This is a genomic window from Marinobacter fonticola (assembly GCF_008122265.1).
In the GTDB taxonomy this organism is placed as follows: Bacteria; Pseudomonadota; Gammaproteobacteria; order Pseudomonadales; family Oleiphilaceae; genus Marinobacter_A; species Marinobacter_A fonticola.
Genome location: NZ_CP043042.1, coordinates 87,873 through 102,390, shown reverse-complemented (window position 1 = coordinate 102,390; position 14,518 = coordinate 87,873). Strand labels below are relative to the sequence as shown.

Below are 14,518 nucleotides of genomic sequence, written 5' to 3'. Positions count from 1 at the left end.
TTAAATTAGAGGGCTTGTTTCAGCACGGTAGCGGGTTCGGTCAAAATGACGCAATGGCGGGACAAGGATGGCCGCGCCTCAGCGGACCATCCCGGAAACGGCGTCTGAGAGGGCTCTATCGACGCCTTTACGGGTATAAGGCGTTTTAAGCTAGTTCGAACCCGCCTTACCCTGATTCATATGACGCTCGTGGAATTCGTTCATGCGTTCGTCGAGACGCTGGCGAGCGTTTTCAAGTTCCTTCCAGGCTTCCTGAAGTTCGGCCACATCTTCGTTGGCCGGCGTCTGATCCTGAGTACCGCTATCCAGATCCTCATAGGCTGCATAGACTCTGTCCGCCACCTCTTGATACTTGGTCCAAGCAGCTTCGTAGTTTTCCCTGTCGTCTTGCCAATTGCTCTTGCTGGCCATTTTCGTCTCCTTCCGTGTACCTATGTACGGTACTAGGTTCTTTACAGTGACTGTGTTTACGGGACCTATGGGATGTTTACAGACCCTATGGGCGCTTACAACATCCATTACCGCTGACAACACGCTCTATCAATAGCGGAGACAGGAAGCGTCTTTCAAGCGAACCAGGTTACGAAAAAGCCATATGCAGATTAAGAAAAGATAATCTGTAAATTTATGCTTATTTTCAATCTGTTATTTAACTTATCCTGAACAGTCAACCTGAGTTAAGGCGCCTTTTAGAGACGTTCGACAGGTTTATGCGTACACACTTGAGACAGACTGATCAAAACATGAGAAAGACCCATTGAAACGGACGGAGTCGTAATGAACATCTTTGAAGCCCTGAGAGAGGATCACGACAAGCAACGTACCCTGATCGACCTACTATGCAAAACCGAGGGAGACAGCGAGGGACGCGAGGAACTTTTTGGCAAAGTGAAAGCCGAGCTAGCCCGCCACGCCGCGGCCGAGGAGCGCCACTTCTATGTGCCCTTGATGAAAGATGACCACACCCAGGAAAAGGCCCGCCACAGCATCGCCGAACACCACGAAATGGATGAGATGATCGAAGAACTCGAATCCACGGACATGAGTTCACCCCATTGGCTCGCCGTTGCAAAGCAGTTGCAGGATCAGCTCCACCATCATCTAGATGAAGAAGAACAGGAAGTATTTCAGCAGGCTGGCAAAGTGCTACCGGAGGAACAGAAAGCCTCATTGGCAAACCAGTACCGCAAGCACATGGAAGAACAGGCTGCAAAGTAGCCGCCGTCAATGGGGCTTCGTCACCGGTTAGACGTTTCCAGGTTTCAGTTTGGTTTTACACAAACCGGCTAACTGGGCGGCCAAAGCCTCTAGCTCCGCCGCCTTATCGAAGAAACCATCCACGTTAAGGCGGGTGGCTCTGGCCCGGTATTGGGCATCGCCGTGAGCAGTGACCATGAAGATTTTCGGCGCAAATTCCAGTTGCTGGAGCGGCGCTATGGCATCGAAGCCAATACCGTCAGGCAAGCGAATATCCAGCAACACAACATCCGGCTTAGCGTGATCCACAGACTGAACCAGGTCCCGCAGACGACAAGCTTCACCGACGACGACCACGCCGGGGATGCGACTCAACAGTTGCCGTAGCCGACGTCCCATTACGGTCGAATCTTCGACAAAGAATACCGTCAGCATTTTGCGCCGTTACCTGTTTGAACCGCGTTTGATAAATGTGGGTGCCGATACGTGGGACCGGGTTCCAGACTACCCATTTTACCGTTATGCCTCAGGATTACTGTCAACAATTGTCATGACCGTTTTTCACGACAAAAGGCCGTGATTCATGGCATAACGGACCAGATCGGAAATGCCCTTGGCGTCCATCTTATCCATGAGCCGCGCCTTGTGAGTGCTGACGGTCTTGGAGCTAACGTGCAGTTTCTCGGCGATATCGCTGACCGTCATGCCTTGTACCAAATCGATAAAAATGGCGTATTCGCGACGGGTCAGACGGTTATGGGGCGTGTCTTCCGAACGTCCGACAAGCGCGTCCCGAGCCAGCTTGTGGGCCAATTCCAGGGGTATGTAGATCTGGCCACGGGCAACCTGGCGCAGTGCGTCGAGCAGCTCGCCTGGCGGGCGGGTCTTGGTGATAAAACCGTGGGCTCCGGCGCGGATCGTCCGGGTGGCGTAGAGTTCTTCCTGGTGCATGCTCAGCACCAGCACCCGCAGGTTCGGCATCCGGCGCAAAATGGTCTCGATGAGCTGCAGGCCGGAGCAACCCGGCATGGTCATGTCCATCAGAAATACCGTGGGCTGGCAGTCCGGAATCTCCTTCAGCGCCTGGTCGCCGTCCGGCGCTTCGCCCACGACAGTCATATCCGGGGCCGAGGCAATCAGAGAACGCATCCCTTCACGCACGATGCTGTGGTCGTCGGCGATATAGACACTAATCATAGCGGTTCCCCGTCAAGGGCAGCGTGACTACGATACGGGTCCCGCTGCCGATACTGGAATCGACAGACAGCTCACCGTCGAGCATGGCCACCCGCTCGCGCATGCCGACAAGCCCAAAGCCGGCCGCCTGGCGGCGGGACGCATCGAAGCCGATACCGTTATCGGCAACTTCCAGCTTCGCTCGTTCAAGCGTTTCCTCATAGTCGATGGTAACGGTGGTCGCCTGGGCGTGGCGACTGATATTGGTCATGCACTCCTGCAGGATGCGGTAGAGCGCCGTGGCCGTCTCACCGGTGGTGCGTCCTCCATCCGCCAAATGCGCACGCCAGCGGATATCCAGACCGTCCCGAGCGGCGCGCTTGTCCAGAAACCACTCGGCCGCGGCTTCGAACCCCAAATCATCGAGCATGGCCGGGCGCAGATTCGAGGCGATTTCGCGCACCTGGCCGATGGTGCCGTCGATAAAGCGCACCAATTCCTGCAGGCGTTTTACATGGTTGACCGGCAGGTCGGGTTTATCGGAAATCGCCACCCCGAGGTCAAGTTTCAGGGCTGTCAGGGTTTGACCCAGTTCGTCATGCAGATCCCGGGCAATACGTAGCCGCTCCCGTTCCAGCATGCCGTCCTGGGCGCTGTACAAGCGACGTAGTTCCTCCCGCGAGCGGTGCAGTTCGAGTTGTCGCTGCTTGGCTTCGGTGATGTCCCGGGCGACGCCGAAAACGCCGACCACCTCACTGTCCACCACCATCGGTACCTGGGTCACGTGAGCGAGAACAATCCGTCCATCGCAGCTTTTCACCCGGCAGCGAAAACTGAAGGCATCGCCGGCCAGGACCGCCTGAAAACTGGTGCGAACCCGGTCCAAATCCTGCGGGTCGACAAAATCCACCCAGTGACGGGACATTAACTCGATTTGGGGCATGCCAATCATGTCGAGGGTGCTGCGATTGGCGTCGGTAAACCGGCCCTTAACGTCAAGGCTAAAGACCGAGTCCGGATTCTCGTAGAACAAAGAACGAAAGCGCTGCTCGCTTAAGGCAACCCGTTCGGAAAGTTCGCGAAACTCGGTGATATCGGTGAGTTTGATAACAAGTCTGTCTTCGGCACACGCTTGGCCCGCCACCGACAGCCGGAAACGCCGCTTACCGATCAGGGCCTCCAGTTCGCGTGTGTCGACTGGACGTCCCTCGCCCTCGCGTAAAACATGCATCAGGAGTCGGGCCGCTCCCTCGTCCAACTCATCCGGAAGCGAGGCGCCGACGTGCAAACGATCGACGAGGCGATGGGCCGCCTGGTTCAGGTCGTAGATGTTGCCCTCCCTATCCACCCGAACCATAGCCCCTGGCATTGCATCCAATGCACCCATCATCGTCCCCTGAAACGTCGCCCGTCCCAACATGCATCCGAATATTGTCTTTAGAAGCTTGGTACAGGGTTTATGGGACTGCAACTAGCCGGCCCCCCTATCGCCGGCCGCCGCGAATAATGGCTTCCGCCATCGAGGGCAACGGCAGCACGTCGACCGCCGCGCCACACTCAATCGCCTCACGGGGCATACCGAAAACAACGGAGGTTTCCTTATCCTGGGCGATGGTGTGGGCACCAGCGTGACGCATGGCGAGCAAGCCCCGGGCGCCGTCATCGCCCATGCCCGTCATGATGATGCCCAAAGCGTTGCGGCCCGCCACGGTGGCAACCGACCGAAACAGTACATCGACGGACGGCTTATGCCGGTTCACTCGCGGCCCGTCGGAAACCCCGACCCGGTACTGTGCGCCGCTACGGCGCAGTTGCATATGCAAACCACCTGGTGCGATCAGCACCAGTCCCGGCAGTACGCGATCGCCGTCGACCGCCTCGCGGACTTCGCAGCGGCACAGTTGGTCGAGCCGCTGAGCAAAGGCGGCGGTAAATTTCTCCGGCATGTGCTGGACCACCACAATACCCGGGCAATCCGCCGGCAGTTGGGCCAGTATGGCTTCTAATGCGTGGGTGCCGCCGGTGGAGGTGCCCAGCGCCACCACTTGGTCGGTCGTGCGGCTCAATGGCATACCGGACGGTTTGGGCGTCGGTGCAGCCGCGGCAGGCCGTCGTACCGGCGTACGCGCAGTGACCGGAGCGAGCCGGGCCCGTGCGGCGGCCTTAACCACCTGGATCATCTGCTGGCGGCCGGACTCCAAAAAATCCTTCAGACCCACCTTGGGTTTGGTGATGATATCCACCGCGCCCGCGGACAAAGCCTGCAGCGTGGTATCCGCCCCTTTTTCGGTGAGCGTGGAGCAGATCACCACCGGCGTGGGCCGCTCCTGCATCAGCTTGCGCAGGAAGGTGATGCCATCCATGCGCGGCATCTCCACATCCAGCACGATGACGTCCGGCCAGTTCTTTTGCATTTTCTGCAACGCAAAGAGCGGGTCGGGGGCCGAGCCCGAAATTTCAATCGCCGGATCGGACGCCAGAACTTGCGCCAGCACCTGACGCACCACGGCGGAATCGTCCACGATAAAGGCCTTGATGGGCCGGTTCATGCCACATCCTCGCAGTTCGCACCCGTACCCTGGCGGACCCAGACGTTGCCATCCGCCAAGTTAAAGACCAGTTGCCGATAGCAGGTGCCACCCAGGCTGTGGGACTTCACCTTCAAACCGTAACGGGCGGCGAAGACCCTGGCCGCCTTTACGTTTCTTTCCGCCACGGTTTCGTTCCCGGCGTGAACACCAAACATGTCGGCGCCACCGAACAGCTTGGTTTCGTACTCGCCCGGCCTATCGCCATGGCGGGCGACAGCCTGCATTAGCAGCTGCAAGGCGTCTTCGCCGTAACGACCGTTGAGGGCATTCCGGTCGGGATGAGTCCCCGGCAGCATGTAGTGGCACATGCCACCGCGCTTTTGGCGAGGATGCCACAGGGTGACAGCGACACAGGAGCCCAGGAGGGTGCGAATCTGTGTGCCCGCCTCACCGAAATACCAGTCTCCCGGTTGCAGGAAGATGTCGGCGCCCTTGTCAGGTCCCTTGTCAGGCCCCCTGTCCGCACTCTTGTCGCCACCCTTGTCAGGACCAGGACCGACACCGCTGTTCAGCGCCACAATCATGTGCTCATCCTGTAAACCGAGGGCATAACGGCCTGCAACCCCGCCTGCAAGCCGTTAAGCGTTTCCGAATGGCCGACGATGAAATAGCCACCCGGCTTGAGCTGCGCCTGGAGCCGGGCAACGATCTGCCGCTTGGTGTCGGCGTTGAAGTAGATCATCACGTTACGCAGGAAAATCACGTCGAACAGGCCGATCTCGGGCAGCTTGGCATTCAGGTTGATCTGCCGGAAGTTCACCCGTGAACGCAGCGCCGGGTCGACCATGAAAGTGCCCTCGGCCTCGCCGATACCTTTCAAGCAATGGCGGCGCAGGCAGTCCCGGGGTATTTTCTCCGCCCGGGCCATGGGGTAGCGCCCCGTCCGGGCCCGGTCCAGCACCTGGGTACTGATATCCGAAGCGAGGATCTCCCAGCCCGATCCGCCCAGCGTATCCGCCAGCACCATTGCGGCGGTGAAGGGCTCCTCGCCGCTGGAGCAGGCGGCGCTCCAGAACCGGAACGGCGTGCGCCGGGTATGGGCCGGCAGAATATGCTCCCGGAGGAGGTCGAAATGCTTGGGTTCGCGGAAAAAATAGGTCTCGTTGGTGGTCAGCAAGTCCACCGCAATCTGCTTTTCTGCCGGATCGCGGCGCAAGTGCTGCCCGTACGCGCTATAGCTGCCCAGCCCAAGCGCCTTAAGCCGCTTGGACAGGCGCCCCGCTACCATGACTCGCTTACTGGCCGGCATGTGGATACCGGCCACGGCGAAGATCATGCGCTGGAACTCCCGGAACTCGGCGTCACTCATCGCCGAGACGGGGGCTGCCAACGTAGAAACACGTGCTTCAGCGGTCATCGTCGTCCCACCCGTCCACCACACTGGCCAGCTCGGCCATTTCGCCGATGTCGAGCACATGCTGCACGTCCAGCAAAATCACGAAACGCCCCTGAACCTTGCCCATACCGGCAATAAAGTCAGGGCGGATGCGTGCGCCGAAACCGGGCGCCGGCTCGATCTCCGCCGGGGCAATCTCCAATACCTCGGAGACCGCATCGACAATCACACCGATCTGCTGCAGGGTATCGTCGTCGTTCGCCGCCCGCGGCGCGTCAATTTCCAGGATAACGATACAGCTGCGCCGGTTAATGGTGCTTTCACCGCGCCCAAAGCGGGACGACAGGTCGATCACCGGCACCACACTGCCGCGCAGGTTGATCACCCCGCGCACGAACTCCGGCATCATCGGCACCGTGGTCAGATTGCCGTACTCAATGATTTCCCGGATACGCAGGATGCCTACCGCGAACATTTCCTTGCCGATCTGGAAGGTCAGGTACTGATGCTGATCTTCGGAGGTCTCTCCGATGGGAGACGCCTCCACAGTGCTCGCCTGTTTCATGCCTGCCTCCTAGAACCGCACGTAGGCGGACTCGTCGACCCAGTCGTTACCGTTGTGGGCAGCTTTCACCTTGTCCTTCGGTTTGGCGGCCACTTTCGGCTGCTTCGCCTTGATCGCCGGCTGGCTACCCTGGTCGTCGTTGACCCGGAAGAACGCCATGGCCTGCTGAAGCTGTTCCGCCTGCGAAGACATTTCCTCGGAGGTGGCGGCCAGCTCTTCGGATGCCGACGCGTTCTGCTGAGTGATCTGGTTCAACTGCTCCATGGCCGTGTTGATCTGGTCCACTCCGGAGGACTGCTCAGTGGACGCCGCCGCGATTTCCTGCACCAGGTCGGACGTCTTTTGGATCGACGGCACCATTTCCGCTAGCAACTGACCGGCGCGTTCCGCCAGCTCAACGGATGAGCCCGCCACCTCGCCGATTTCCTGGGCCGCCACCTGGCTGCGTTCCGCCAGTTTGCGTACCTCAGCGGCAACCACGGCGAAGCCCTTACCGTGCTCGCCGGCTCGGGCCGCTTCAATGGCCGCGTTCAAGGCCAGCAGGTTGGTCTGATAGGCAATATCGTCGATGATGGAAATCTTCTCGGCGATGCTCTTCATGGCAGTTACGGTCTGGCTGACGGCCTCGCCCCCTTCCACGGCTTCTCTCGACGCCTTGCTGGACATGCCGTCGGTGACACGGGCGTTCTCGGTGTTCTGGCCAATGGACGCGGTCATCTGCTCCATGGAGGCGCTGGTTTCTTCCACGCTGGCCGCCTGTTCGCTGGACGCCTGAGACAGGGATTGGCTGGTGGCGCTGACTTCTTCCGACGCCGAGGCCAGGTTGTCGGCGCCTGCACGCACTTCGGAAATCACTTGGGACAGCCGCTCCACCATGCGCTGCATGGCTACCATCATCTGGCCCACTTCGTCTCGGCTGCGCGGGTTGATCGACACGGTGAGGTCCCCTTCGGCCAGCTTTACGGTGGCCTCCATGGCTTCCCTCACGGCGCTGGTAATAGCGCGGGCAATCAGCACCGCCAGGACGATACCGATCAGGATGCTGACCACCAGCAGCGTGATAACCGCGACCTGGGCCGCAGAGTAGGCCGCACTGGCCTCGGCGCTGGCCGCTTTCCCCGCGTCGACGTTGTACTGGACGATGCCCTTGATGACATTGCTGATCTCGTTAAAGGTCTCGCGCGACGGGCCGCGATAAAACGACAAGGCGCTATCCACGAGGTTTTGGCGCGAGATGTCCAGCAGCCGCTTGTGCTCGCTCTGGTAGTTGTTCCAGGCGCTGGTGAAGCGTTCGTAGTTGGCTTTTTCTTCCGGCAGATCCAGAAGGCCTTCAAAAACCCCACGGACGGCAGCCAGCCGCGCCAGGATTTCATCCATTTTCTGCTCGACCTGGGCACGTTCCTGATTCGAATCGGAAATGATGTGCTCAAGCTCCGCACGGCGGAAATCGCTGACGAGTGCGTCCATGGTCTGTGCCGACTCGACGCCGGCCATCCAGTTGCCCGCCAGATCGTTAGCCGAGTCGTTCATGGTGGACATCTGCATCAGGGCGTAGATCCCCGTGCCCAGGAACAGCAGCAGGACAACGCCGAAGGCGCCCACCAGCTTATTGAAGATCTTCATGTTGCTAAACACACTCATCGGGTTGGTCCCTCTAACATCTGCTCGTTTGGTTACGGGTTTTTTGGCGACTGCCTGACATCCTGCGGGGCTAAACCCTCTGGCCCTGTTTCATTGTTCGCCGCGGTTGCAGCATCCGCTGCTCGCGCTGGCTGATCTGCGGAATCAATGCCGGCACATCCAGTATCAAGGCCACATGGCCGCTGCCCAGGATGGTGGAGCCGGAAACGCCCTTGAGGTGAGCGAAAATGCCGCTCAAGGGTTTAATCACGGTCTGCTGTTCTCCCAGCAACTCATCCACCACCAGCCCCACTTTTTGGCCGCTGTGGCGCACCACGATGATGTTCTGACGCCGCGAAGCCGAGCCTGAAATCCCGAAGTGCTCGCGCAGGCGAATCAGCGGCAGCACTTCCTGGCGCAGGTTGACGTAGTGCCGGTCTTCGTCCTGCTGCAGTTCCACGGCGTTCAGTTCGGTGCACTCCACCACCAGCTCCAGCGGCACGACATAGGTGGCTTCGCCGACGCGGGCGAGAAAGCCGTCGATAATCGCCAGGGTGAGCGGTAGACGAATGCGGAAGGTGGTACCGCCGGCCACGCCGGGGGAAATCACCTCCACCATGCCGCGCAGCGACTCGATGTTGCGCCGCACCACGTCCATGCCCACACCGCGGCCAGACAGGTTGGTCACCTGCTCCACGGTGGAAAACCCCGGCTCGAAGATCAGCCCGAAAATGTCGCGGTCGGACAGTTCGGCATCGGCTCTGACCAGCTCGCGCTCAACCGCCTTTTTCAGAATGCGGTCGCGGTTCAGGCCGCTGCCGTCGTCGCTGACCTCGACAACCACCGCGCCGGACTCGTGGTACGCGTTCAGATGCACCGAACCTTGGGCCGGTTTGCCCTTCTGCTGGCGCACCGAAGGTGACTCAATGCCGTGGTCGCAGGCATTGCGCACCAGATGAGTCAGCGGGTCGCCGATTTTCTCCACCACGGTCTTGTCCAATTCGGTTTCGGCGCCGGTGATCTTTAGTTCGATGTCCTTGCCCAGTTCTTCAGCCACGTCGCGCACCGTGCGCTGGAAACGCTGGAAGGTCTCGCCGATAGGGACCATGCGCAGGTCCAGAGCGCTGTCGCGGATATCCTCCACCAACAGGTTGAGGTTGGCCGCCGTTTCCCGGGATGACGCATCGCCGCTACGGTGCGCATCGAGGTTGACCGCAGCGGACGAGATGACCAGTTCGCCGACCAGATTGATCAGACGGTCCAGCTTGTCGGCCTGGATGCGAAAATGCTGCACCGGCTTCTTACCGCGTCGTGCCTTGACCTGCGCCTGCTTGGCCAGAGCGGCATCCACCTGGCCCTGATCCACGGCGCCCTGTTCCACCAGGATTTCGCCGATGGGCCGGCTCTCATGCATGACGTTGCTGAAGTCCTGGAATTGCAGGCACTGAGCCAACGCAGACTCGCTCAGCACGCCGGTAGCGACGAGTATTTCTCCCAGTCGTTCGGGCCCTTCCGGCAGGGCTTCCAGCAGCGTCATGAACTCGTTTAGCGAACTGCCCGGCGGGATCAGGTGAAGCTCGTAAAGATCGCCGGCAAACTCGAACACGTCCTCGATTGCCGCCCGGCCGGCATCGGTCTTCAGGTCGATCTCGAAACCCAGGTAACAGCTTTCCGCGTCGAAGGTCTCCAGCGACGGCAGGTTATCTATCAACGTCGTGACCGACACCAGCTCCCCCAAAGTCCCGAGAAAGCGGACGAAGCCCAGCGGGTCCATGCCGTGACGCAGCGCATCTTCGTTGGCGCGAATGGAGATGTGCCACGTGCCTGGGGCGTTGTCGGACGCCGGCGCTGTCATCGGCGCTTCCATAGACACTGTCGCAGACTCTCCCACGGACACGACGGCAGGCGCGCCGGCCGATAGCGACTGATAGGGCTCAAGCTCGGCCAGCAACGTATCGCCTGCGGGTTGCAGCTCGATGGCTTCCAGCGGCTCAAGCACCTCCACCAGCTGACTGATATGGTCGCGGCAACGCAGCAACAAATTGGCCAGTTCACGGCTGAGCGCGATTTCCTCGGCCCGCAGCCGGTCCAGCACGTTCTCGACCACATGGGTAAAATCCACCACATGATCGAGGCCAAACATGCCGGCCGAGCCCTTGACCGTATGCACACAGCGAAACAGGGCGTTGCGCAATTCCTCGGCATCGCCGGGGGTCGACTCCAGCTCCAGCAGAATCCGCTCCATGTCCGAGAGCAGTTCACGGCTTTCGTCCAGAAAGGTCTGCAGAGCCTGTTCCATGTTCATGAGCTGGCCTCCATCACCGGGCTCTCGTCGGCGGCCATGGGCGCCACGCCCGCGAGGGTCAGCATGTCCCACACCGGCTGGCTGTAGTTGAGAACTTCGATGGCTTCGTCACGGGGCGTGCGCAGGCGCTTGGCCAATAACAAAAGCTGCAGCCCGGCGGTATCCAGTTCGGTAACGCCGGACAAATCGATACACCGCAATTTGCCGGTATCGAAAGCGGTGCGAAGGGCCTCGCAGGCTTCACTGGCCTGATAGATGGTCAGCTCGCCCTCGATCACCAGGCAGCCGCTTTCCGCATCGAAACGTGCTGCTTCGTTCATGGCCCCACCAGCTTATTGACCGCTGCCAGCATCTGCTGGGGCTGAAACGGTTTGACCATCCACGCCTTGGCACCGGCCGCCTGGCCTTGCAGTTTCTTGTCCTCGGCGGACTCGGTGGTGAGCATGATCACCGGCGTGAACTTGTATTCCGGACGGGACTTCACTGCCTTGAGGAAGCTCAGCCCATCCATATTCGGCATGTTTACATCGGAGATCATCAGGTGAACCCGCTGACCGGTGAGCTTGCTCAGGGCATCACGCCCATCGCAGGCCTCAATGACGTTGAAGCCGGCACCTTTCAGTGTGAGCGACACCACCTGCCGGATGGAGGCGGAATCATCGACGATCAGAATGTTTTTGCTCATAACCGCTGGACTCGTTTTATGGGGTGTTGATCCGGCCCGTAGCCGGAGATCGTTAACGTTGACTGGCCGTACCGGCTCAGAAGAAAGTAATCTCGCCCGCCGATGCGGTAGAACTCGATGGCCGGCGGCCATGGGTGTCGCGTTCTTCGGCCATGGCGTAGGTCGCTTCCATCTCGCGTAGCGCGGACCTGACGTCGAGGCTTTCCCCGCCGCTGCCCATGCGTTCGGCCACACCGTCGATGCTGTCCCGAACATGGCTAAGCATCTGGCTGATACGGTCCTGGAATTGCAGCTCCACCAGGGAACCTTCCACGTCGGATTGGATACCGGCATTGCTCTGGCGCAGGGATTCGGCGGACTCCACCAGACGCTGGGCCAGGCTCTGGAAATCGGCCAAGACCCGCTCGATTGTCGTCTGCGATGTTTTTACCGCCTCGCTGTCACGGCCACGGGCGTCCTGGGCGGCGCTCACCGCCCCACGGATGGCGTCGCCGATGTAATGAACCTTGGTGCCGATGCGCTCGCCGGTTTCGGCGGACAGGCGTGACAACTTGCGCACCTCGTCCGCCACCACCGCAAATCCACGGCCGTGTTCGCCGGCGCGGGCGGCTTCGATAGCCGCATTCAAGGCCAGTAGGTTGGTTTGGCCGGCGATGGTGGCAACGTCTTTTGCCATGTCATCGAGTTCGTCGACAAAGGCGTCCAGTCCGTTGATCTGACCTAGTAGCTGGTCCCGCTCCCCCAGGGATTGGCGCAGGCTGTCGACCACGGCATTGAGGTCTTGCCCCGCTTTGCCAAAGGTCGTATCCATACCGCCCTCAAGAGAACCGGCCACATCCGCCGCCATATCGGTGGAACGACTCAGGTCGCCGGCCAGGCTGCTGAAACGGCCGGTGAGCCCGACAATGGCGGATTCGGTTTGAGCACGGGCGGTTTCGATGTGTCGGGACCAAAGCGGCAGGAGCTGTTCGCCCGCGGCGATCACGTTGTCGTGCAACACGCCCTGGTGTGGGTCTTGCGCTGAGTGGGCCTCGGCCTGCTGGATAAATGCGGCTGCCTGTCGCGAAACACGGCCACGGCAGACCGTCGCAGCGACACCGCCGATCAGCAGCAACACCGCCGCGACGATCAACCCCGTGGCCAGGGCGGGTATAACCGCCAGCGCTGCCAGTGCGCCCGCCAGGCCGGGCGCCAGGATCGCAGCGCCAAGGTATCCGGTTGGAAAATCAGGTTTCATGGTCAGGTATGGTCCCTTCTGTCTGGACCGCCATGATTCCTTTTTAGAAGGCCGGGCTAAATCGGGCACCGCCGAGTTTTCACTAGGGCGAAAGCAAGACCGGGGTAGTCCTGGGACTACCCCGGTGTCGGTCAGAAGGCAGGAACGGGTCTAAAAGGGGGTGAAAAGGGTGAAACGGGGTGAAAGAAAGACGCTTAGTCCCCCCGCCAATTCACGCTATAAAGCTCATGCCGGCGATCCTGCAGGTTCTTCACCGTGCCGCTATTGCGGGCGGTGGTCAGTATCTGGGGCCGCAGGTCGGCGAAGGCCACCGTTTCCACATTGGGCGTGGTATCGGCCGCGATACCGTCCCGGGCGAAGGGGAAATCGCAGGGGGTGAGGATGCAGCTCTGGCCGTATTGCAGTTCCATATTAGGCACGTTGGGCAGGTTGCCGACGTTGCCGGACATGACGACGTAGAGCTGGTTTTCCACCGCCCGGGCCTGGCAGCAGTAGCGCACCCGTAGATAGCTCTGACGCTCGTCGGTGCAGAAAGGCACAAACAGCATGTGGATGCCCTGATCCACCAGATGACGGGTCAGCTCCGGGAATTCCGCGTCATAGCAAATCAGGACACCGATAGGACCGCAGTCGGTATCGATGGCGCTCAGGCGGCTGCCGCCGGAGATATTCCACCAATAGGCTTCGTTCGGCGTGGGGTGAATCTTGTCTTGCGCGTGCACCTGGCCGTCCCGGAGGAACACGAAGGCAGTGTTGCGGATCGCACCTTCGCTGTCTTTCACCGGCGTCGACCCGCCGATAATGTTGATGTTGTGACGTAGCGCGAGGTCGCGCATCAAGTCCTTGTAGGCGTCGGCGTACTCGGTCACAGCCTCGATGGCTTCGGCAGGCGAGCCGTCACGGTTTTCGATGGACAGCAGTTGCAAGGTGAACAGTTCGGGGAAGACGACAAAGTCGCCCTTGTAGGTGGACACCACATCGACGAAATAGGTGACGATACCGGCAAATTCCTCGAATGAGTGTACCCGGCGCTGCTGGTACTGCACGGTACCCACCCGAATCGTATCCGGCGCACGCTTACCGTATCGCTTCGGCTTGCCGGTCGAGCCATTGCGCTCGACTTTCGGGTTGCGCCAGACCAAATGGATGCCATAACCCAGGGAGGCATGATCGGCATCCAGGTAGTGAGGAATAATGCCGTGGATCTCGAACCCATTATGTAACTGGAACGAGAGTACCCCGTCCTTCTGCTTCTTGGTCTTGATCGCCTCGACGTAGGCCTCGACGGTATCGAACTTTTTGATGCGCCGGCTGAGGGAAGGCAGACGCCCGGCGAACACCACGCCCTGCAATTCGAGAGACTGGCACAGGTCCTTGCGCTCGTTATACAGCCGCTGGCCGATGCGGTAGCCCCGGTAGTCAGAGTCCACGCAGACTTCCATACCGTAGAGCCAATCGCCTTCCGGATCATGCCTGGAGCCATAGCCGTTGCCGGTGATGGACGTCCAGTCGTGAGGCGCCAGCGCGATCTCTCCGGCAATGCGGAACGTGGCGCAATAGCCCACGACCCTCTCACCCACCACGGCGACGAACTGGCCCTCGGGGAAATTGTTCATCTGGCCGATGAGCGGGCCCTCTGTGTACCCGTACATGCCGGTGCCTTCGTAGACTCTTCGGCTGAGGGCAATGATCGCCGGAATATCCTGGAGCGTCGCCTGACGCACGAGCAAACGTTCATCGGGATCTGAAAACGGGGGACTCATGGGCACCTCAAATAGGCAATGGCTTCAAATGAGCGCGTTCTCG

15 protein-coding genes are annotated in these 14,518 nt (G+C 60.3%); 1 reads left to right on the top strand and 14 read right to left on the bottom strand.

Translation table 11 applies throughout. The features are described 5' to 3' along the window. Nucleotides 1-150: 150 nt before the first annotated feature. Nucleotides 151-411 (bottom strand): hypothetical protein, encoded by a 261-nt coding sequence (locus tag FXO11_RS00455; protein ID WP_148861053.1) that lies wholly within the window; start codon nucleotides 409-411, stop codon nucleotides 151-153. Between the two features lie 366 nt (nucleotides 412-777). On the opposite strand from FXO11_RS00455, the gene FXO11_RS00450 reads away from it, so the two are divergent. Beyond that, nucleotides 778-1,218, top strand: a complete 441-nt coding sequence (locus FXO11_RS00450; RefSeq protein WP_148861052.1) for a hemerythrin domain-containing protein — start codon at nucleotides 778-780, stop codon at nucleotides 1,216-1,218. 27 nt (nucleotides 1,219-1,245) lie between these two features. On the opposite strand, the gene FXO11_RS00445 is transcribed toward FXO11_RS00450, so the two are convergent. The 13 genes from FXO11_RS00445 to FXO11_RS00385 form a co-directional block, all read right to left on the bottom strand. Then, nucleotides 1,246-1,632 (bottom strand): response regulator, encoded by a 387-nt coding sequence (locus FXO11_RS00445; protein WP_148861051.1) that lies wholly within the window; start codon nucleotides 1,630-1,632, stop codon nucleotides 1,246-1,248. A 126-nt stretch (nucleotides 1,633-1,758) separates the two neighbouring features. After that, the gene (locus tag FXO11_RS00440) at nucleotides 1,759-2,394 is read right to left on the bottom strand and encodes a response regulator (RefSeq protein ID WP_148861050.1); all 636 of its coding nucleotides are present in this window, start codon (nucleotides 2,392-2,394) and stop codon (nucleotides 1,759-1,761) included. After that, a complete protein-coding gene (locus FXO11_RS00435) occupies nucleotides 2,387-3,763 on the bottom strand; it encodes a PAS domain-containing sensor histidine kinase (RefSeq protein WP_168203101.1) in 1,377 nt (458 codons plus the stop codon). Before FXO11_RS00435 ends, FXO11_RS00440 begins: the two co-directional genes overlap by 8 nt. Before the next feature lie 94 nt (nucleotides 3,764-3,857). Further along, nucleotides 3,858-4,922 (bottom strand): protein-glutamate methylesterase/protein-glutamine glutaminase, encoded by a 1,065-nt coding sequence (locus FXO11_RS00430; RefSeq protein WP_148861048.1) that lies wholly within the window; start codon nucleotides 4,920-4,922, stop codon nucleotides 3,858-3,860. Further along, nucleotides 4,919-5,488, bottom strand: coding sequence for a chemotaxis protein CheD (locus FXO11_RS00425; RefSeq protein WP_148861047.1), 570 nt, complete (start codon nucleotides 5,486-5,488; stop codon nucleotides 4,919-4,921). The genes FXO11_RS00430 and FXO11_RS00425 overlap by 4 nt, the downstream gene beginning before the upstream one ends. Next, on the bottom strand, nucleotides 5,485-6,321 hold the full coding sequence (locus FXO11_RS00420) for a CheR family methyltransferase (protein WP_148861046.1): 837 nt from the start codon (nucleotides 6,319-6,321) through the stop codon (nucleotides 5,485-5,487). The genes FXO11_RS00425 and FXO11_RS00420 overlap by 4 nt, the downstream gene beginning before the upstream one ends. Next, complete coding sequence (locus FXO11_RS00415) at nucleotides 6,311-6,865, bottom strand: chemotaxis protein CheW (protein WP_148861045.1); 555 nt, start codon at nucleotides 6,863-6,865, stop codon at nucleotides 6,311-6,313. The genes FXO11_RS00420 and FXO11_RS00415 overlap by 11 nt, the downstream gene beginning before the upstream one ends. A gap of 9 nt (nucleotides 6,866-6,874) precedes the next feature. Beyond that, a complete protein-coding gene (locus tag FXO11_RS00410; RefSeq protein WP_148861044.1) occupies nucleotides 6,875-8,506 on the bottom strand; it encodes a methyl-accepting chemotaxis protein in 1,632 nt (543 codons plus the stop codon). A gap of 70 nt (nucleotides 8,507-8,576) precedes the next feature. Continuing rightward, a complete protein-coding gene (locus FXO11_RS00405) occupies nucleotides 8,577-10,790 on the bottom strand; it encodes a chemotaxis protein CheA (protein ID WP_148861043.1) in 2,214 nt (737 codons plus the stop codon). Beyond that, a complete protein-coding gene (locus FXO11_RS00400; protein WP_148861042.1) occupies nucleotides 10,787-11,110 on the bottom strand; it encodes an STAS domain-containing protein in 324 nt (107 codons plus the stop codon). The genes FXO11_RS00405 and FXO11_RS00400 overlap by 4 nt, the downstream gene beginning before the upstream one ends. Then, nucleotides 11,107-11,475 (bottom strand): response regulator, encoded by a 369-nt coding sequence (locus FXO11_RS00395; RefSeq protein ID WP_148861041.1) that lies wholly within the window; start codon nucleotides 11,473-11,475, stop codon nucleotides 11,107-11,109. The genes FXO11_RS00400 and FXO11_RS00395 overlap by 4 nt, the downstream gene beginning before the upstream one ends. A gap of 76 nt (nucleotides 11,476-11,551) precedes the next feature. Continuing rightward, nucleotides 11,552-12,712: a methyl-accepting chemotaxis protein gene (locus FXO11_RS00390; RefSeq protein ID WP_148861040.1), complete on the bottom strand. Its 1,161-nt coding sequence runs from the start codon at nucleotides 12,710-12,712 to the stop codon at nucleotides 11,552-11,554. Nucleotides 12,713-12,906: 194 nt separating this feature from the next. Beyond that, a complete protein-coding gene (locus tag FXO11_RS00385; protein ID WP_148861039.1) occupies nucleotides 12,907-14,475 on the bottom strand; it encodes a bifunctional GNAT family N-acetyltransferase/carbon-nitrogen hydrolase family protein in 1,569 nt (522 codons plus the stop codon). Between the last annotated feature and the right edge of the window lie 43 nt (nucleotides 14,476-14,518).